At 72.6% G+C, this 18,875-nt stretch carries 15 protein-coding genes and 1 riboswitch; of the genes, 11 read left to right on the forward strand and 4 right to left on the reverse strand.

Annotated elements, in window-relative coordinates; genetic code table 11:
* Positions 1-99: 99 nt before the first annotated feature.
* Complete coding sequence (locus JK363_RS28065; RefSeq protein ID WP_201878503.1) at positions 100-2,553, reverse strand: DNA gyrase/topoisomerase IV subunit A; 2,454 nt, start codon at positions 2,551-2,553, stop codon at positions 100-102.
* 272 nt (positions 2,554-2,825) lie between these two features.
* Here JK363_RS28065 and JK363_RS28070 point away from each other — a divergent pair, with 272 nt between their 5' ends.
* The 4 genes from JK363_RS28070 to JK363_RS28085 all read left to right on the forward strand — a co-directional run bounded on the left by JK363_RS28070 (position 2,826) and on the right by JK363_RS28085 (position 7,734).
* Positions 2,826-4,190, forward strand: a complete 1,365-nt coding sequence (locus tag JK363_RS28070; RefSeq protein WP_201878505.1) for a M16 family metallopeptidase — start codon at positions 2,826-2,828, stop codon at positions 4,188-4,190.
* 20 nt (positions 4,191-4,210) lie between these two features.
* On the forward strand, positions 4,211-5,593 hold the full coding sequence (locus JK363_RS28075) for a M16 family metallopeptidase (protein ID WP_201878683.1): 1,383 nt from the start codon (positions 4,211-4,213) through the stop codon (positions 5,591-5,593).
* A 216-nt stretch (positions 5,594-5,809) separates the two neighbouring features.
* A riboswitch (cyclic di-AMP (ydaO/yuaA leader) is annotated at positions 5,810-5,972 on the forward strand.
* A gap of 14 nt (positions 5,973-5,986) precedes the next feature.
* A complete protein-coding gene (locus JK363_RS28080) occupies positions 5,987-6,772 on the forward strand; it encodes a M23 family metallopeptidase (protein ID WP_201878507.1) in 786 nt (261 codons plus the stop codon).
* Between the two features lie 200 nt (positions 6,773-6,972).
* Entirely contained in the window at positions 6,973-7,734 is a 762-nt protein-coding gene (locus JK363_RS28085) for a GntR family transcriptional regulator (RefSeq protein WP_307821893.1), read from the forward strand.
* Positions 7,735-7,892: 158 nt separating this feature from the next.
* Here the strand turns inward: JK363_RS28085 and JK363_RS28090 are convergent, their stop codons facing one another.
* A complete protein-coding gene (locus tag JK363_RS28090; protein WP_201878511.1) occupies positions 7,893-8,174 on the reverse strand; it encodes an HPr family phosphocarrier protein in 282 nt (93 codons plus the stop codon).
* 233 nt (positions 8,175-8,407) lie between these two features.
* Between JK363_RS28090 and JK363_RS28095 the strand changes: the two genes are divergently transcribed.
* Genes JK363_RS28095 through JK363_RS28115 form a run of 5 tightly spaced genes read left to right on the forward strand, consistent with a single transcriptional unit; the run spans position 8,408 to position 14,405 of the window.
* Entirely contained in the window at positions 8,408-11,275 is a 2,868-nt protein-coding gene (locus JK363_RS28095; protein ID WP_201878520.1) for a bifunctional acetate--CoA ligase family protein/GNAT family N-acetyltransferase, read from the forward strand.
* A gap of 19 nt (positions 11,276-11,294) precedes the next feature.
* A complete protein-coding gene (locus JK363_RS28100) occupies positions 11,295-11,801 on the forward strand; it encodes a hypothetical protein (protein WP_201878523.1) in 507 nt (168 codons plus the stop codon).
* 10 nt (positions 11,802-11,811) lie between these two features.
* Entirely contained in the window at positions 11,812-12,408 is a 597-nt protein-coding gene (locus JK363_RS28105) for a DUF5998 family protein (protein ID WP_201878531.1), read from the forward strand.
* Positions 12,408-13,631: an alkaline phosphatase family protein gene (locus tag JK363_RS28110; RefSeq protein WP_201878532.1), complete on the forward strand. Its 1,224-nt coding sequence runs from the start codon at positions 12,408-12,410 to the stop codon at positions 13,629-13,631. Before JK363_RS28105 ends, JK363_RS28110 begins: the two co-directional genes overlap by 1 nt.
* 45 nt (positions 13,632-13,676) lie before the next feature.
* Entirely contained in the window at positions 13,677-14,405 is a 729-nt protein-coding gene (locus JK363_RS28115) for a thymidine kinase (protein ID WP_201878534.1), read from the forward strand.
* Positions 14,406-14,434: 29 nt separating this feature from the next.
* Here JK363_RS28115 and JK363_RS28120 read toward each other — a convergent pair whose 3' ends face one another.
* On the reverse strand, positions 14,435-15,211 hold the full coding sequence (locus JK363_RS28120) for a VOC family protein (protein ID WP_201878536.1): 777 nt from the start codon (positions 15,209-15,211) through the stop codon (positions 14,435-14,437).
* Positions 15,212-15,500: 289 nt separating this feature from the next.
* Here JK363_RS28120 and JK363_RS28125 point away from each other — a divergent pair, with 289 nt between their 5' ends.
* Positions 15,501-16,337, forward strand: coding sequence for a sulfurtransferase (locus JK363_RS28125; RefSeq protein WP_201878538.1), 837 nt, complete (start codon positions 15,501-15,503; stop codon positions 16,335-16,337).
* Between the two features lie 102 nt (positions 16,338-16,439).
* Here the strand turns inward: JK363_RS28125 and sepH are convergent, their stop codons facing one another.
* Positions 16,440-17,543 (reverse strand): septation protein SepH, encoded by a 1,104-nt coding sequence (sepH, locus tag JK363_RS28130; RefSeq protein WP_201878540.1) that lies wholly within the window; start codon positions 17,541-17,543, stop codon positions 16,440-16,442.
* A 448-nt stretch (positions 17,544-17,991) separates the two neighbouring features.
* Between sepH and JK363_RS28135 the strand changes: the two genes are divergently transcribed.
* Positions 17,992-18,840, forward strand: coding sequence for a hypothetical protein (locus JK363_RS28135; protein ID WP_236076162.1), 849 nt, complete (start codon positions 17,992-17,994; stop codon positions 18,838-18,840).
* The last annotated feature ends 35 nt before the right edge of the window (positions 18,841-18,875 follow it).

The following is an 18,875-nucleotide window of genomic DNA, read 5'->3' on the forward strand; positions in this document are numbered from 1 at the left end:
CACCTACGCGCCCCGGCCCACCCCCTACGCGCGCGGGGGCGCGGCACCCCGTGGTGCCGCGCCCCCGTCCCGTTCAGCGCCGTGTGGCCCGCCGCCGGCTCACACCGGTCCGGCCACCACCGCCACCGGCTTCGCCAGGGGTGTCCCCGAGCCATCCCGGCGCGGGTCGGGGTCGGGCAGCGCTGCCGCCGTGCCGGTGGCCGACGCGGCGAGGGCCGGGGTCGCCCCCGCCCAGGCCAGGACGAGACAGTCCTCGCCCTTCAGGAACCGCTGGCAGCGCACACCGCCGGTGGCCCGGCCCTTGCGCGGGTACTGGTCGAACGGGGTCAGCTTGGCCGACTGCTGTACCGAGTCGTCGAGCGTGCCGTGCGCGCCCGCCACCGTGAACACCACCGCGTCAACCGCCGGGTCCACGGCCGTGAACGAGATCACCTTCGCGCCGGAGCTCAGCTTGATGCCCGCCATGCCGCCCGCGGGGCGGCCCTGCGGCCGCACCTGGCTCGCCGGATAGCGCAGCAACTGGGCGTCGTCGGTGATGAAGACCAGGTCCTCCTCGCCGGTGCGCAGCTCCACCGCGCCCACGATCCGGTCGCCGTCCCGGAGCCCGATGACCTCCAGCTCCTCCTTGTTGGCCGGATAGTCGGGGACCACGCGCTTGACGACGCCCTGCTCCGTGCCGATCGCGAGCCCTGGTGAGGACTCGTCGAGGGTGGTGAGACCGATCAGCTCCTCGCCCTCGTCCAGTGTCAGGAACTCCGCGATCGGCGCCCCGCCCGCCAGATTGGGGGGTCCGGCCTTCTCCGGGAGAATCGGCAGGTCGATCACCGACAGCCGCAGCAGCCGCCCGGTGGAGGTCACCGCGCCCACATCGGCGCGGGCCGTGGCCGGGACCGCAGAGACGATCACATCGTGCTTGGCGCGCTTGGCCTGTCCTTCGACCGGGAACGGCTCCCCGTTCGCGGTGCGGGCCAGCAGTCCGGTCGAGGACAGCAGCACCCGGCACGGGTCGTCCGCGACCTCCAGCGGCACCGCGGTGACCGGCGCGCTCGCCGACTCCTGGAGCACCGTCCGCCGGGGGGTGCCGAACTTCTTTGCCACCTGGGCCAGTTCGGAGGAGACAAGCTTGCGCAGCTCGGCGTCGGAATCCAGGATCCGGGTCAGCTCCTCGATCTCCGCCTTGAGCTTGTCGCGCTCCGACTCCAGCTCAATACGGTCGAACTTGGTCAGCCGACGAAGCGGGGTGTCCAGGATGTACTGCGTCTGGACCTCGGAGAGTTCAAACCGTGACATGAGGGCTTCCTTGGCCTGCGCCGCGTTGTCGCTGGAGCGGATCAGCCGGATGACCTCGTCGATGTCGAGCAGGGCGACCAGGAGACCCTCGACAAGGTGCAGCCGGTCGCGCCGCTTGCTGCGCCGGAACTCGCTGCGCCGCCGCACCACCTCGAAGCGGTGGTCGAGATAGACCTCCAGCAGCTCCTTCAGCCCCAGGGTGAGCGGCTGGCCGTCCACCAGCGCCACATTGTTGATGCCGAAGGACTCCTCCATCGGCGTGAGCTTGTAGAGCTGCTCCAGCACGGCCTCGGGGTTGAAGCCGTTCTTCACCTCGATCACCAGACGCAGGCCGTGCTCACGGTCGGTGAGGTCCTTGACGTCCGCGATGCCCTGGAGCTTCTTCGAGCCGACCAGGTCCTTGATCTTCGAGATGACCTTCTCGGGACCCACGGTGAAGGGCAGTTCGGTGACGACCAGGCCCTTGCGGCGGGCCGTCACGTCCTCCACCGCCACCGTGGCGCGGATCTTGAAGGTGCCGCGGCCGTTCTCATAGGCGTCCCGGACGCCGCCGAGACCCACGATCCGGCCGCCGGTCGGCAGGTCGGGGCCGGGCACGAACCGCATCAGCGTGTCCAGATCGGCACCCGGGTGCTTGATCAGATGACGGGCGGCAGCGATCACCTCGCCCAGATTGTGCGGCGCCATATTGGTCGCCATCCCGACCGCGATCCCGGACGTGCCGTTGACCAGCAGGTTCGGATAGGCGGCAGGCAGGGTGACCGGCTCCTGCTCACTGCCGTCGTAGTTCGGCGAGAAGTCGACCGTGTCCTCGTCGATGGACTCGGTCATCAGCGAGGTGGCCGAGGCCATCCGGCACTCGGTGTAGCGCATCGCCGCGGGCGGGTCGTCATTGCCCAGCGAGCCGAAGTTCCCGTGTCCGTCGACCATCGGCAGCCGCATCGAGAACGGCTGTGCCATGCGGACCAGCGCGTCGTAGATCGAGGCGTCGCCGTGCGGGTGGAGCTTTCCCATCACCTCGCCGACGACGCGGGCGCACTTCACGAAGCCGCGCTCCGGGCGCAGCCCCATCTCGTTCATCTGGTAGAGGATGCGGCGGTGCACGGGCTTGAGCCCGTCGCGGGCGTCGGGCAGCGCACGCGAATAGATGACCGAGTAGGCGTACTCGAGGAAGGAGCCCTGCATCTCGTCGACGACGTCGATGTCGAGGATGCGCTCCTCGAAGTCGTCCGGCGGCGGGGTCTTCGTGCTGCGGCGGGCCATCGCGCGTGCGGCTCCTTCAACTGCCGGGGCGGGATCTGACGGCGTCCATTGTGGCCCGGCCCGCCGACAACTGTGGAACGGGCCGTGGACGAGCGTGCCCGCGCCCCCTCCTGCGACCCGCTTCCGGGGGTGCCCCGGCCCCCCTGCGGCACCCCCCCGCGGGGGCGGAACGGGACCGGAACTTCGCCAGATGTCCGTGCGCTTGCATACAGTGACAGGAGCGCTCATCACGCGGCTCGCACCGCCTCCATCACGCGATCGAAGGGACGTACATGCCCATGGGTCACACGGCCACGCAACAGGCCGAATCCGGCGGCCTGAAAGCGACCGAGCATCGGCTGGCCAACGGACTGCGGGTGGTGCTCTCCGAGGACCACCTGACCCCGGTCGCCGCGATCTGTCTCTGGTACGACGTCGGCTCGCGCCACGAAGTCAAGGGGCGCACGGGCCTGGCTCACCTCTTCGAGCACCTGATGTTCCAGGGCTCGGCCCAGGTGACCGGCAACGGCCACTTCGAGCTGGTGCAGGGCGCCGGCGGGTCGCTCAACGGCACGACCAGCTTCGAGCGCACCAACTACTTCGAGACCATGCCCGCCCACCAGGTGGAGCTTGCGCTGTGGCTGGAGGCGGACCGGATGGGGTCCCTCCTGACCGCGCTGGACGAGGAGAGCCTGGAGAACCAGCGGGACGTCGTCAAGAACGAGCGCCGCCAGCGCTACGACAACGTGCCGTACGGCACCGCCTTCGAGAAGCTGGTCGCCATGGCCTACCCCGAGGGCCACCCCTACCACCACACCCCCATCGGCTCGATGGCCGACCTGGACGCGGCCTCCCTGGAGGACGCGCGCGCGTTCTTCCGCACCTACTACGCGCCGAACAACGCGGTGCTGTCGGTCGTCGGCGACATCGACCCCGGGCAGACCCTCGCCTGGATCGAGAAGTACTTCGGCTCCATCCCCTCCCACGACGGCAAGCTGCCGCCCCGCGACGGCACCCTCCCGGTGGTGATCGGCGAGCAGCTGCGCGAGGTGGTGGAGGAGGAGGTCCCCGCCCGCGCCCTGATGGCTGCCTATCGGCTGCCGCAGGACGGCACCCGCGAGGCCGACGCCGCCGATCTGGCGCTGACCGTCCTCGGCGGCGGCGAGTCCTCCCGGCTCCACAACCGCCTGGTGCGCCGCGACCGCACCGCCGTCGCGGCCGGATTCGGCCTGCTGCGGCTCTCGGGCGCGCCGTCGCTCGGCTGGCTGGACGTGAAGACCTCCGGCGGTGTCGAGGTGCCCGCCATCGAGGCGGCGGTCGACGAGGAGCTGGCCCGCTTCGCCGAGGAGGGGCCGACCCCGCAGGAGATGGAGCGTGCCCAGGCGCAGATCGAGCGCGAGTGGCTGGACCGGCTGGCCACCATGGGCGGCCGGGCGGACGAGCTGTGCCGCTTCGCCGTGCTGTTCGGCGATCCGCAGCTGGCGCTGACCGCCGTGGAGCGGGTCCTCGACATCACCCCCGAGGAGGTGCGGGCCGTGGCCGCCGCGCGGCTGCGGCCGGACAACCGCGCCGTGCTGGTCTACGAGCCCGTCCAGGGCGCCGAGTCCGCAGATGACGCCGCCGACGACACCGACGCAGAAGGGGAGGCGGCCCAGTGAGCGACGCCGTCACCGCGACCATGACCTTCCACCCGCAGCCGAGCGGCGGCGCCCCCAGGCCGTGGGCGTTCCCCGCCCCTGAGCGCGGTGAGCTGTCCAACGGGCTCACGGTGCTGCGCTGCCACCGCCCCGGCCAGCAGGTCGTGGCCGTCGAGGTCAATCTGGACGCCCCGCTGGACGCCGAGCCCGCCGGGCTCGACGGAGTGGCCACGATCATGGCGCGCGCCCTGTCGGAGGGCACCGACAAGCACGATGCCGAGGAGTTCGCCGCCGAGCTCGAGCGCTGCGGCGCCACCCTGGACGCCCACGCCGATCACCCGGGCGTGCGGGTCTCCCTGGAGGTCCCGGCCTCCCGGCTGCCCAAGGCGCTCGGGCTGCTCGCCGACGCGCTGCGCGCCCCCGCCTTCCCCGACAGCGAGGTCGAGCGGCTGGTGCGCAACCGGCTGGACGAGATCCCGCACGAGCTGGCCAACCCGGCCCGCCGCGCCTCCATGGCGCTGTCCAAGGAGCTGTTCCCGGCCGAGTCGCGGATGTCCCGGCCCCGCCAGGGCACCGAGAAGACCGTCGAGGGCATCGACGCCGCGGCGGTGCGGGCCTTCTACGAGGCGCATGTCCGCCCGTCCACCGCGACCGCGGTCGTGGTCGGCGACCTCAGCGGGGTCGACCTCGACCAGGCCCTCGCCGACACGCTCGGCGCCTGGACGGGCGGCGCGGCCGCGCCCCGGCCGGTCCCGCCGATCGTGGCCGACGACACCGGCCGGGTGGTGATCGTGGACCGGCCCGGCGCGGTCCAGACCCAGCTGCTGCTCGGCCGGATCGGTGCCGACCGCCACGACCGCGTCTGGCCCGCCCAGGTGCTGGGCACCTACTGCCTGGGCGGCACCCTCACCTCCCGGCTCGACCGCGTGCTGCGCGAGGAGAAGGGCTACACCTACGGGGTGCGCTCCTTCTGCCAGGTGTTGCGCTCCACGGCCTCCTCGCCGTCCGGCGGGTCCACGGGCGCCGCGATGCTGGCGATCAGCGGCTCGGTGGCCACCGAGGTCACCGGCCCGGCGCTGGAGGACCTCTGGAAGGTGCTGCGCGGCGTGCAGGAGGAGGGGCTGACGGACGCCGAGCGGGATGTCGCCGTGCAGAACCTCGTGGGCGTCGCCCCGTTGAAGTACGAGACCGCGGCCGCGGTCGCGGGCACCCTCGCCGATCAGGTCGAGCAGCATCTTCCGGACGATTTCCAGGCGCAGTTGTACGCCCGGCTCGCCGAGGCCGGGACGGTGGAGGCCACCGCCGCGGTGGTGAGCGCCTTCCCGGCGGACCGGCTGGTCACGGTGCTGGTCGGGGACGCCTCGCAGATCGCGGAGCCGGTCCGGCAGCTGGGCATCGGTGAGGTGAGCGTCGTCTCGGGCTGACCCCCGCAGGACCTCCGGCCGCCCAACGGGCCGTCAGCGGAAGGACCCTGGCATCGTGTGCGATGTCAGGGTCCTTCCGAATGCCCGTTTTATAGGGAGGTTGGTTGTTTGGTTTGTGGGGAGGGCAACAAAAATCCGGATCTGTTTGGTGATCGAAAGACGTCCCGTTTAGCGTCGGTCCGGCTGTTCGCCATCTACACGCCGCACCCGCGGCACGAGCAGCCATCGCCGAGTCCCCGTACGGCGCGAGCCAGGGGAGCCGGGGACCCAATGTCCCCCGGGGTGAATCGGGCGCCTTGTCCTTCGGGGCGAGGGGTCCGTAGGAGACCTTCCTGCTCCGAACCCGTCAGCTAACCCGGTAGGCGAGAAGGAAGGAAAGGAGTGCGCCACAGCATGGCGTTCACCCGTGCCACCGGGAAGCACCGCCGTCCCCGACGGTCCGTCCGCACCGGCGCGAACATCGCGGGAGTCACCACCGTCGCCTCAGGTGTGGTCGCCGGTATCGCCGGTCCCGCCCTCGCCGCCGAGGAGCCCGCTCCCGAGCAGACCGGGTTGCAGCAGGCGATCGTGATCGACGAGGGGCTGGCCGACCAGATCCAGGCCCAGGCGCAGTCCCAGGAGACCGCCGCCGCGGAGGCCAAGGCCAAGGCGCGAGCCGAGACCATCGCCCGTCAGGAGGCCGCCAGGAAGGCCGAGGCGGCCGCGAAGAAGGCCAAGGCGGAGCGCGAGGCCAAGGAGCGCGCCGCGCGCGAGGCCGAGCGCAAGCGCCTCAACGCCTTCGTCGCGCCGATCTCGGGCTCCTACGTCTCCACCGCCTACAAGGCGTCCAGCGGTCTGTGGTCCTCCGGCAGCCACACCGGGATCGACTTCCACGCCGCCTCGGGCACCTCGGTGCACGCGGTCGGCTCCGGTGAGGTCGTCGAGGCGGGCTGGGGCGGCTCCTACGGCAACAACATCGTCATCAAGATGAAGGACGGCACGTACACCCAGTACGGCCACCTGTCCTCGATCAACGTCTCGGTCGGCCAGACGGTCACCCCGGGCCAGCAGATCGGCCTCTCGGGCGCCACCGGCAACGTCACCGGACCGCATCTGCACTTCGAGGCGCGCACCAGCCCCGACTACGGCTCGGACATCGACCCCGTGGCGTATCTGCGCTCCCACGGCATCAGCCTCTGACCCAGGCCGTACCGAAGGCCCCGTCCGCCGGACCGGACGGGGCCTTCGGCATGCGCAACCCGCCCGGCTGACCAAAAACATCCATGCATTCCGGTCCGCCATCGGAAATTCCCTCGTTTTGGAATAGAGTTGTCGAACGCCCGGCAATCGGGTGCGTTTCGCTGGGATTAAGGCGGAGGTTCGACAGTGGGGGACCGGAAGTGAACGGGGATGCGACCGCGATTCCGGGCGGTCGGCGGATTTCGGCGCATGCGGTGTGCACGGCCATTCGCGACGACATCGTCTCCGGTGTCCATCCGCCCGGCAGCCGGCTCACCGAGGAACTGCTCGCCCGCCGCTACGGCGTCTCGCGGGTGCCCGTCCGGGAGGCTCTGCGCACCCTGGAGTCCGAGGGGTTCGTGACCACCCGGCGCCACGCGGGCGCCTGTGTCGCCCAGCCCTCCGAGCGGGAGGTGGCCGACCTCCTCGACATCCGCGGGCTGCTGGAGCCGCTGGGCGCCGCCCGCGCCGCCCAGCGCCGCACCGAGGCCCATCTGAAGGTGCTGCGCGGTCTGGTCCGGCTCGGGCAGGAGCGGGCCCGCCGCGGTTCCCTCGGTGAACTGCGGCCGCTGGACGACTGGTTCCATGAGACGCTCGCCCAGGCGTCGGACAGTCCGAGCCTGGCCGTGCTGCTGGTTCAGGTGCGGCGCAAGATCGCGTGGGTGTACGCGGCCGATCCGGCGCGGCAGCCGGAGCGACCGGTGCGGGGCGCCGCCGACCGGTCCGATCCGGCGGCGCGGGCCGTGGAGTCCTGGGCGGAGCACGGCGCGCTGGTGGACGCGGTCGCGCGCGGCGACGCGGACCGCGCCAGGATCCTCGCCACCGTGCACACCGAGCGCGCGCTCTCGGCATTCCGGCTGCGCCGTCCGGCTCAGGTGAGGACTTCGAAACATTCCGTCAACACGGCGAGCGGGCGGAATTAACGCGGCTCCCGTATACACGTTTCCGGCTCTGCCATTTTGTAAAGTTTTGTCAGGGGCAGGAATTCGGAAACGACAGGGCCGCGGTGATCGGAATGGTCACCGCGGCCCTGTCGTGCGAGAAAAGACCCGGCAGAATACGGGGCCGAATCACCAGTGGGTCAGACGGTCTCGGGAAGCTCCTCGAGACCGTCCGCCACAAGCTTCGCCAGCCGGTCGAGCGCGACCTCGGCGTCGTCCGCGTCGGAGGCCAGGACAACCTCCTCGCCACCCTGCGCGCCCAGGCCGAGCACGGCCAGCATGGAGGCGGCGTTGACCGGGGTGCCGTCGGCCTTGGCGATCGTGATGGGGACGCCTGCGGCGGTGGCCGCCCGGACGAAGATCGACGCAGGGCGGGCGTGCAGGCCCTCGGCCCAGCCGATGGTGACGCGGCGCTCAGCCATGGTGTTGCCCTTCAGGTGTGACGGGTGCTGTTGTCTAGACCAAAATCATACGGTGTCCGGGTTCACCCGAACGATGTCCGACTGAGCCCGGCTGTGTCCGGACCGGTCCGATACGGACCTTCCCGCGACACCCGGCTCCGACGCAAGGGCGTCCACCATTCGGACCGCTGCCGAATCCGGACGGGGCCGTTCGGACCTGCTCCCGATGGCCGCCCGGCCCTTAGGCTTGCCCCATGCCGACGCCGCCGGACCAGCACGCCTACCCGACCCACTGGGAAGCCGACGTGGTGCTCCGGGACGGTGGCACCGCCCAGATCCGCCCCATCACCCCCGATGACGCGCAGCGGCTGGTCAGCTTCTACGAGCACGTCTCCGACGAGTCGAAGTACTACCGCTTCTTCGCCCCCTACCCGCGCCTGTCGGACCGCGATGTCCATCGCTTCACGCACCACGACTACGTCGACCGGGTGGGTCTGGCGGCCATCGTGGGGGGCGAGTTCATCGCCACCGTGCGCTACGACCGCATCGACGGCCGGGGCCGCTCCGCCAGCGCGCCCGCCGACGAGGCCGAGGTCGCCTTCCTGGTTCAGGACGCCCACCAGGGCCGCGGCGTCGCCTCCGCCCTGCTGGAGCACATCGCCGCGGTCGCGCGCGAACGCGGCATCCGCCGCTTCGCCGCCGAGGTGCTGCCCGCCAACACCAAGATGATCAAGGTGTTCACGGACGCGGGCTACACCCAGCAGCGCAGCTTCGAGGACGGCGTCGTACGCCTGGAGTTCGACCTCGAACCCACCGACCGCTCGCTGGCCGTCATGCGCGCCCGCGAACAGCGGGCCGAGGCCCGCTCCGTGCAGCGGCTGCTCGCCCCCGGCTCCGTCGCCGTCATCGGCACCGGACGCGCCCCCGGCGGGGTCGGCCGCACAGTGCTGCGCAACCTCCTCGACGGAGGCTTCACCGGGAGCCTGTACGCCGTCAACCGCGCCTTCCCCGAGGGCGGCGCACCCCTCGATCCGGAGGGCGTTCCCGGCCACCGCGCGCTGCGCGAGATCGACGGCCCGGTCGACCTGGCCATCGTCGCCGTCCCCGCCGGACAGGTGCCGTCCGTGGTGGCCGACTGCGGTGAGCACGGCGTCCAGGGCCTGGTCGTGCTCTCCGCCGGATACGCCGAGAGCGGGCCCGAGGGCCGCGCCCGCCAGCGCGATCTGGTCCGCCAGGCGCGCACCTACGGCATGCGCGTCATCGGCCCCAACGCCTTCGGCGTCATCAATACCGCCGACGGCGTGCGGTTGAACGCCTCCCTCACCCCCCACCTGCCCATCCCCGGACGGCTCGGGCTGTTCACCCAGTCCGGGGCCATCGGCATCGCGCTGCTGTCCGGGCTGCACCGGCGCGGCGCGGGGCTGGCCGGCCTGGCCGGGATTGCCGGGATATCGACCTTCGTCTCCGCGGGGAACCGCGCCGATGTCTCGGGCAACGACCTCCTCCAGTACTGGTTCGACGACCCGCAGACCGACGTGGCCCTGATGTACCTCGAATCCATCGGCAACCCGCGGAAGTTCACCCGGCTCGCCAAGCGCACCGCCGCGGTCAAACCGGTGGTGGTGGTCAAGGGCGCCCGGCACAGCGGCGCCGCCCCCACCGGCCACGCCGTGCCCACCACCAGGATCCCCGACGCCACCGTCTCCGCGCTGCTGCGGCAGGCGGGCGTCATCCGCGTCGACACCGTCACCGAGCTCGCCGACGTCGGCGTCCTGCTCGCCTCCCAGCCGCTTCCGGCCGGGCCGCGCGTCGCCATCCTCGGCAACTCCGAGTCCCTGGGGCTGCTCACCTACGACGCCTGCCTCACCGAGGGGCTGCGCCCGCTGCCGCCCCGCGATCTCACCACGGCCGCCGAGCCCGGGGACTTCCACTCCGCCCTCACCGAGGCGCTCGCCGACGACGGGTGCGACGCGGTCGTCGTCACCGCCATCCCCTGGGTCGGCGACACCTGCGCCGCCGATCTCGCCGCGGCCGTGCGCGAGGCGGCCGACGCGGCACCGGGGCCCGGCGGCACCAAGCCCGTGGCCGTGGTCCATCTGGAGATCCCGGACCTGGTGGAGTCCCTGGCCGGGATGCGCGACGAGGGCGACGCCCCGCGGGCCCGGCGGATCCCGGCGTACCCCGCGGCCGAGCGGGCCGTCCGGGCGCTCGCCGAGGCCGTGCGGTACGCGCGCTGGCGCGAGGAGTCCGCCGAGCCAGGACGGGTACCGGAGTACGACGACATCGACGAGTCCGGGGCCGCGGCCGACATCGAGGTGCTGCTCGCCCCGGCCGCGAGCGCCCCCGCTGAGAGCGTCCCGGCCCCCGGCGTCCCGGCCGAGGGCCGACCGCACTCCGGCGCCCCGCCGCCGGACGACGCCGCGACCGCCGCGGCCGGTGTCGAGCTGTCCGCCGCCGACACCCAGCGGCTGCTGGCCCGCTACGGCGTCAGTGTGCTGCCCGCCCTGCCCGCGCCCGGCCCCGACGCCGCCGTCCGGGCCGCCGAGCGGCTCGGCTTCCCGGTGGCGCTCAAGCCGACCGCCCCCCATCTGCGCCACCGCACCGACCTGGGCGGCGTACGGCTCGGCCTCGGCGGCGAGGCGGAACTGCGCCGCGCCTACGCCGAGTTGACCGACTACCTCGGCCCGCCCGAGGAGCTGGGGCTGGTCGTCCAGCGGATGGCGCCGCGCGGTGTGGACACCGTGGTCCGGGCCGCGATCGACCCCGCGGCCGGGGCCGTGCTCTCCTTCGGCCTCGCCGGTGCCCCCTCCGAACTGCTCGGCGACACCGCCCACCGCCTCGTCCCGGCCACCGACCGGGACGCCGCCGAGCTCATCCGGTCCATCCGGACCGCCCCGCTGCTCTTCGGTTGGCGCGGCTCCAAACCCGTCGACACCGCGGCCCTGGAGGAGCTGCTGCTGCGGGTGTCACGTCTGGTCGACGACCATCCCGAAATGGTCGCCGTCGACCTCGAACCGGTCGTTGTCGCTCAGCGTGCTCTGTCGGTGCTCGGCGCCTCCGCCCGCCTCGCCCCACCCCCCGTCCGGACCGACCTCGGTCCCCGCCACCTCCCCGCCTACTGACCGCCAGGAGGTCCTGACGGTGGACACCACCTTCCCGTACCCGGCGATCCGGCTCCCGGAGGGCTCCTGGTGGGACTGGGACGTCCTCGCCTCGGACTCCGGCGCGTTCCGGCCGGCTGCCGGGCCCGACCTCACCTATGGCCACGGACGGGAACTTCTCCTCCGCGATCCGGCCTTCGTCAGCTGCCCCACGGCGTTCCACGATCCGGTCTTCCGCGCGCCGACCCCCGAGGAGCCGGCCGCGGTCACCCGGCACCGCGGTGAACAGCTGACCGTCCTGGTCGCCTTCGAGGCGGACGCACACGGCCCGGAGCCCGGCTCCTGCGTCGTCGCCGCGGAGCGGCTCGAGATCATGCGGGAGCACGTCCTGCGGTACTGGCGCGACGATGCGCCCCCCGGGCAGCGCTTCGCGCCGTGGGTCCGCCCCGCGGCGCACCGGACGGGCTCTCCGGCCGCGGCCCCCGGTGGGGCCCGAACCGGCCGTCCGCGCATCCGTACGGCCGGACCGGCCACACCCACGGATTAGGATGGTGCACATGGCGAAGACCGGTACGACGACCCAGGGGCTGCGCGCGGCGATCGAGCGCAGCGGCTATTACCCGGCACTCGTGGCCGAGGCGGTGGAGGCCGCCGTGGGCGGGGAACCGATCGTTTCGTACCTCGTCCACCAGGAGACCACCTTCGACGCCAACGAGGTCCGCCGCCATGTCACGGTCCTCGTCCTCACCCGCAACCGCTTCATCGTCAGCCACACCGACGAGCAGGCCGCGGACGGCACCTCGCCGTCGCCGTACGCCACCACCTCCACCGAGTCGGTGAAGCTCCAGCGGATCTCCTCGGTCGTGGTCAGCCGGGTCGTCGCCAATCCCGAGTCGTACACCCCGGGCACCCTGCCGCGGGAGGTCGTGCTCACCATCGGGTGGGGCGCGGTCAACCGGCTGGACCTGGAGCCCGCCGCGTGCGGCGATCCCAACTGCGAGGCGGACCACGGCTACACCGGCTCCTCCACCGCCGACGACCTGAGCTTGCGCGTCAGCGAGGCGGGCGACGGTCCCGACAGCGTCCGCCAGACCCTCGCCTTCGCCCAGGCGCTCTCGGAGGCCACCGCGGCCACGCCGGACTCCGGCCGCTGATGTCCGGTTCCGCCATCGGCCCCGCCCCGGCCGGCTCCGCCTGGCCCGAGCCCGCGCCGCTCGACCCGCGTTCCGCGCCGCTGCCGAAGTACGGCTCCGCGTCGCTGGCCGATCTGCTGCCCGCCGTCGTCGCGGGGCAGGAGGTCCCGGGCTTCACCTCCGGGCTCACCCTCGCCCCCGCCGACCGGGTCTGCGTCTTCCTGGTCGACGGTCTCGGCTGGGAGCTGCTGCGCGCCCACCCCGCCGAGGCGCCCTTTCTGACCACGCTGCTGTCCAGTTCGCTGAACGGCGCCGGGGCGCCGCTGACCGCGGGCTTCCCGTCCACCACCGCGACCTCGCTGGCCTCGGTCGGCACCGGACTGCCGCCGGGTGCCCACGGGTTGCCCGGCTACACCGTGGCCGACCCCGCCACCGGCCATCTGATGAACCAGTTGCGCTGGCAGCCCTGGACGGATCCGCATCTCTGGCAGCCGTACCCCACGGTCTTCCAGCAGGCCGACGCGGCGGGTGTGCACACCTGCCAGGTCTCCGCGCCGACCTTCGAGGAGACCCCGCTCACCAAGATCGCGCTGAGCGGCGGCACCTTCCACGGACGGCTCACCGGCGAGGAGCGGATGGACCTCGCGGCCGAGCAACTCGCCGCCGGGGACCGCTCGCTGGTCTACACGTACTACAGCGAAGTGGACGGCAAGGGCCATCGCTTCGGTGTGGACTCCATGGAGTGGCGCGAGCAACTGCGCTATGTGGACCGGCTCGCCCAGCGGCTCGCCGAGCAACTCCCGCCCCGCGCCGCCCTCTACGTCACCGCCGACCACGGCATGATCGACATCCCCTTCGATCCGGAGTCGCGGATCGACTTCGACGAGGACTGGGAACTGCGGGCGGGCGTCGCGCTCCTGGGCGGCGAGGGCCGTGCCCGGCATGTGTACGCGGTCCCCGGAGCCGCCGGTGATGTGCTCGCCGTCTGGCGCGAGGTGCTGGGCGACCGGATGTGGGTGGCCGGGCGCGACGAGGCCATCGAGGCGGGCTGGTTCGGCCCGCCCGGCGACGGCGGGGTGGACGAGCGGGTCTACCGGCGGATCGGCGATGTGGTGGCGGCTGCCGCCGCCGATGTCGCGATCGTCGCCTCGGAGACCGAGCCGAAGGAGTCCGCGATGGTGGGGCTGCACGGTTCGATGACCCCCGTGGAGCAGTTGGTGCCGCTCCTCGAAGTACGCTCCTGAAGCGCGATCCGTCATCTCCGCCGTACGAAAGGCTCTGCCACCCTCATGCCCGAGCTGGTGTTCTTCTCCGGAACCATGGACTGCGGAAAGAGCACCCTCGCTCTTCAGATCGAGCACAACCGCTCGGCGCGCGGACTGCAAGGGATGATCTACACCCGGGACGACCGGGCGGGCGAGGGCAAACTCTCCTCCCGGCTGGGGCTGGTCACCGAGGCGGTCGAGGCCGTCGAGGACCTGGACTTCTACGCCCATGTGGTCGGGGTGCTGACGGCCGGGGGCCGGGCCGACTACGTCATCGCGGACGAGGCGCAGTTCCTCGCCCCGGCCCAGATCGACCAACTCGCCCGGATCGTCGACGATCTGGGCGTGGACGTCTTCGCCTTCGGCATCACCACCGACTTCCGCAGCAAGCTGTTCCCCGGCTCTCAGCGCCTGGTGGAACTCGCCGACCGGGTGGAGGTGTTGCAGGTCGAGTCGTTGTGCTGGTGCGGGGCGCGGGCCACGCACAACGCCCGTACCGTCGGCGGCCGGATGGTCGTCGAGGGCGCCCAGGTCGTCGTGGGCGACGTCAACCAGTCGGAGAGCGCGGTCGGTTACGAGGTGCTGTGCCGCCGCCACCACCGGCGCCGGATGACGGCCGCCACCGCCCACGCCGCCGCCCTGTCACCGGATGTGCTGCCCGTCGACGCGCCCTCCGGCCCGATGGCGGCCGGTACGGGGCCCGACGGGACCGCGCACCGGCGTCACCACGACCCGGCCGTCACCTCCGCCTGAGAGGCCCTGAGGCCATGGCCGTCGTACCGTCAGCGGTTCGCGGCCCGTACGACGGTGAAGGCCGCGCCCTCGGGGTCGGTCACCGTGGCCGAGCGCCCCGCCGTCCCCTCCGACGGCGGCCGCACCACCTGGCCGCCGGACGCGGTCACCCGGCGCACCGCCTCGTCCACATCCGTCACCGCGAAGTGCGTCATCCAGTGCGGTCCCCGGTCGCGCGGCAGCGCGCCGCCCACGCTCCGGATCGCGCACACCGGCCGCCCGTCCAGCCGCAGGGTGCGGCAGCGGGAGTCCGCCGGGTCCGCGGGCTCCGGCTGGTAGCCGAAGACCATCTGGTAGAACGTGGCGACGCCGGCGGCGGAACGGGTCATCAGCTCGTGCCAGACGGGTGCGCCCGGCGCCCCGGTCGCCGGGGTCTCCGGCTGGTGCACCTCCTGCCACACCCCGAACACCGCGCCCTCCGGGTCGGCCGCCAGCAGCATCCGCCCGGCTTCGTCCGCGTCGAGCGGGCCCACCGCCACGGTGCCGCCGCAGGCGCGGATCATCTCCGCCGTCTCATCGGCGTCGTCCGACGCGAGATAGGTCATCCAGGCCACCGGAAGGTGGCGCTCCGGAGGCAGCTCACCCAGCCCGGCGACCGGCCGGCCGCCCTGTACCGCGCGGACGTACGCGCCGAGCTGCTGTGGGCCCGGTGTGAACTCCCAACCGAACACGGCGTGGTAGAAGTCCTGTGTCGCGGCAAGGCCGTGCACCATCAGACTCGTCCAGCAGGGCGTGCCCGGTGTGCGCCGAGTCGCTGCCTCGGTCATACGTCAATCTCTCCTCGGACCATTTGTTGTGGTCGTACGTCCCCGGGCGCCGGTCGGCGGCGCGGGGCGGTGGTGCGGAGGTACTGCGTGGGGGGTCCGGAAGATATTTGCACCACCCGTCGCACAGCGACCCCCGGCCGCGCCGCAATTCGCGGGTTCCCACTGGAGAATGCCCGAAATCACACGGTGCATCCGTTTCGGCTTCATTGCGGTCTTGTGGCCATCAGCTGTACGTCGGGTGACTCGATAGTCCAAAAGTCGCAGGGATTTCTACGTAAGGATGGTTCCCATGAATCCCCTCATCACCGCATCTGAACTCATGGGTGAGATGGCTGGAGACCGGCCGCCGCTGCTGCTCGATGTGCGCTACCAACTCGGTGGCCCTCCGGGGCGCCCCGTGTACGAGGCGGGCCATCTGCCCGGTGCCGTCTACGTCGACCTCGACACCGAGCTCGCGGGACGGGCCGGAGCCGCGGGGCGTCATCCGCTGCCCGAACTGTCCACCTTCGCAGCCGCGATGCGCGGGGCGGGGGTCGACCGGGACCGGAGCGTGGTGGCGTACGACGGCGGCCAGGGGTGGGCGGCGGCGCGTGCGTGGTGGCTGCTGCGCTGGGCGGGACATCCGTCCGTACGGGTGCTGGACGGCGGTCTGCCCGCCTGGACGGCGCAGGGCGGCGCGCTGACCACCGATGTCCCCGCCGTGGCCGAGGGGGACTTCGTCCCCGAGCCGGGCGCCGTGCCGCTGCTGGACGCGGACGGCGCGGCGGCGCTCGCCCGGCGCGGTGTGCTGCTGGACGCGCGGGCCGCCGAGCGCTACCGGGGCGAGGTCGAGCCCATCGACCCGGTCGCCGGCCATATCCCCGGTGCGGTCTCCGCCCCCACGGCCGAGAACGTCACCGCCGACGGCCAGTTCCTGCCCCCGGCACGGCTGGCCGAGCGCTTCGCGGGGCTGGGCGTCACGGAGGCCACCGAGGTGGGGGTGTACTGCGGTTCCGGTGTCTCGGCCGCCCACCAGGTGCTGGCGCTGGCGGCTGCGGGCGTACCGGCGGCCCTGTACGTCGGCTCCTGGAGCGAGTGGACCGCCTCCGGTGAGCGCCCGGTGGCCACGGGCCCGCAGCCGGGCTGAGCGCGCCGATGGGCCCCGTCGACCCCCAACGGGGTGGCGGGGTCCACCGGATGAGCACCTACGGGCCGTGGGCGCCCGGCGCGCGGCCGGGGCGCCCCACGGCTACTCCTGCTTCTTGCGGCGGGTGCCGAAGACGATCTCGTCCCAGCTGGGCACCGCCGCCCGGCGGCCCGGACGCACCCCGTCAGCCTCCGCCTGACGGTCCGTGGTCCCGGTCAGCCGGTCGCGATGGCCCGCCACCGACCGCGGCATCAGCACATCCGCGTACGCCGAACCGGCGCTCGCCGCCGGGGCGGGCGGCTCCACGGCCTCCGGCTCCTCGGTGGGCTCGTCCGGCGGGGAGGTCGACGCGACGGGCGCGTCGGGCACGACCATGTCCCCCCGGAAGTTGGGCACGGCCTCCAGCAGGCTGGTGAGCGAGTCCCGCTCACCGCCGACGCCGTCGTCCGCCGAGACGGACGCCGATGCCGACGTGGGGCTGTCGGTCTCCTCGCCGCCGCGCTCGCCCGACGTCCGGTCGCGGTCTCTCTCCCGGTCCCGGTCCCGGTCGCGCGGCAGCCGGGCGATCCTCGGCACGAAGGGGAAGCTGGGCTCGGGGGTGTCGTCCGCCTCGCCGATCAGCGCCCGCGCCTCGTCGTCGACGGCCTGGACCAGCCGCCGGGGCGGGTCATAGGTCCAGCTCGCCGAATGCGGCTCACCGGCGACCCGGTAGACCAGCAGCACCTCCCAGGTGCCGTCGTCACGCCGCCAGGAGTCCCACTGTGTGGTGTCCTTCTCGGCGCCGCGCAGCAGCAGCCGCTCCGCGACGGCCTCGCCGAGCTGCGGGCCGGTGTTCTCGCCGGGGCGGCGCACGGGTGTCTTGCGGGCGCGCTCGGCCATGAACGCGCGCTCCGCGAGCACCGGGCCCTCGAAGCGGCGCACACGGTCGACGGGGATGCCCGCCATCTGCGCGACCTCTTCGGCCGAGGCGCCGGCGCGTATACGGGCCTGGATGTCACGGGGCCGCAGATGGCTCTCGACCTCGATCTCGATCTGGCCGAGCCGAGCGCGGTCATTGCGCACCGCGGCGCGCAGTCGCTCGTCGATGGGAAGTGTGTACTCCGTGCTGTCCGCAGCCTTGAGCACCAGCCGTGTGCCGTCGTTGCTGACGGCCACGACACGCAGTTCGGGCATGGGGACCTCCCGGGTGGTGCCTGCCGACGTCACGGTTGCGTCGCTGCTCTCCCGCTAGACGAGTGTGGCCTGCCCGGGTGCAGCCTGCCACAACTTTGCCGAGTTGCCCGGCGTGTCGGGCATGGGCCCCGATCCGCCGTTATGGCACGGTGACCTGTTTGCAACCCAAAGTGACGGCGCTGTCACCTCGGGCGGCGATCCCCATGTCATGTCGCGGCGGCGCCGGTTGAGTTGCCGCCTTCCGGCCCCTCTCGTTGGGTCCGGGCAGCCGGACGGGGGGAGGGGGGCCAGGGCTCGCCACAGTACTCCATTCGGGCCGCTCGGGTGGAGCGGCGCGCCAGTCGAGTTCGGCCGCGGCATGGTGATCGGACCCTCAACCCTTCGAAGTGAGCCCGGATGTGGGTGGCAATGTTCACAGAATCGCCAGAATCGGAACGATCCGCTTCGTTTATCGGTCACTTCTCCTTGCAGGCTGGAACGAATGTCCACGCAAGGGCGAGAGATGCACGGCAAGGCCGAGAGCGACGGACAACAGAAGAGCGGGCGCGCGGAGCTGAGTGTGGCCCAGGTGGCCGGGAGCGCGCTGGCAGCCGTGGCCGCCGCGGTGCTCGCCTCCAAGCTCGGTGTGTACGGGACGATCCTCGGCGCCGGTCTGGTGAGCGTGGTCGCGACCGCGGGCGGCAGCATCTTCCAGCAGCTGTTCCGGCGTACCGGTGAGCAGATCAAGGAGGCGCGGGACCAGACCCGGACCCCGCGTCTCGCCGGCCGTGGCGCCGCGACCGCGCCCAGGGAGCACGGCGTCTGGAACGATCCCACCACGCACGGCGCCCGGCGGCGTGGCGGGCGGCGGCCCGCGCTCGCGGCGCTGGCCGTGTTCGCCGTCGCCATGGCGGCCATCACGGGGATCGAGTGGGCATCGGGCGGCCCGGTGTCCAACGTCTGGGGCGGCGACCGGGGCGGGACAACGGTCAGCGAGAGCGTCAACGGCCCGTCGGGCTCCTCGGGGTCGAAGAGCGACCCTGCGCCATCGGACACCCGTTCGGGCACCCCGTCCCGGGACCGGGGCCCCGAACGTGGATCCTCTCCCTCCCCGGGCTCTTCCCGCGAGCGCGGCGACGACGGTGCCGACCGTCCGGCCACGCCGACGCCCGGCCCGTCCAGGTCCTCCGGTGCGGGGGGCGGTGACGGCGGCGCGTCACCGGATCGCACCCCCGGAACCTCCGACCCCACCCCGGCTCCCTCGACGACCCCGTCGCAGAGCGCTCCGGACGGGAGCGCCGAGGGCACCGGGGGCGCCACGCCCGAGCCGGACTCCTCCGCCGGTGAGTGACTCCGCGCGGTGAGCGACCCCGCGCCCAAGGAGCC

This window comes from Streptomyces coffeae (genome assembly GCF_016741875.1).
Lineage (GTDB): Bacteria > Actinomycetota > Actinomycetes > Streptomycetales > Streptomycetaceae > Streptomyces > Streptomyces coffeae.

Coding starts and splice junctions, on each gene's coding strand:
- JK363_RS28125 (WP_201878538.1), top strand. CDS start 15,501: ATGAATCCCCTCATCACCGCATCTGAACTCATGGGTGAGATGGCTGGA.
- JK363_RS28080 (WP_201878507.1), top strand. CDS start 5,987: ATGGCGTTCACCCGTGCCACCGGGAAGCACCGCCGTCCCCGACGGTCC.
- JK363_RS28065 (WP_201878503.1), bottom strand. CDS start 2,553: ATGGCCCGCCGCAGCACGAAGACCCCGCCGCCGGACGACTTCGAGGAG.
- JK363_RS28105 (WP_201878531.1), top strand. CDS start 11,812: ATGGCGAAGACCGGTACGACGACCCAGGGGCTGCGCGCGGCGATCGAG.
- JK363_RS28075 (WP_201878683.1), top strand. CDS start 4,211: ATGACCTTCCACCCGCAGCCGAGCGGCGGCGCCCCCAGGCCGTGGGCG.
- JK363_RS28120 (WP_201878536.1), bottom strand. CDS start 15,211: ATGACCGAGGCAGCGACTCGGCGCACACCGGGCACGCCCTGCTGGACG.
- JK363_RS28110 (WP_201878532.1), top strand. CDS start 12,408: ATGTCCGGTTCCGCCATCGGCCCCGCCCCGGCCGGCTCCGCCTGGCCC.
- JK363_RS28095 (WP_201878520.1), top strand. CDS start 8,408: ATGCCGACGCCGCCGGACCAGCACGCCTACCCGACCCACTGGGAAGCC.
- JK363_RS28135 (WP_236076162.1), top strand. CDS start 17,992: ATGTCCACGCAAGGGCGAGAGATGCACGGCAAGGCCGAGAGCGACGGA.
- JK363_RS28070 (WP_201878505.1), top strand. CDS start 2,826: ATGCCCATGGGTCACACGGCCACGCAACAGGCCGAATCCGGCGGCCTG.
- JK363_RS28115 (WP_201878534.1), top strand. CDS start 13,677: ATGCCCGAGCTGGTGTTCTTCTCCGGAACCATGGACTGCGGAAAGAGC.
- JK363_RS28090 (WP_201878511.1), bottom strand. CDS start 8,174: ATGGCTGAGCGCCGCGTCACCATCGGCTGGGCCGAGGGCCTGCACGCC.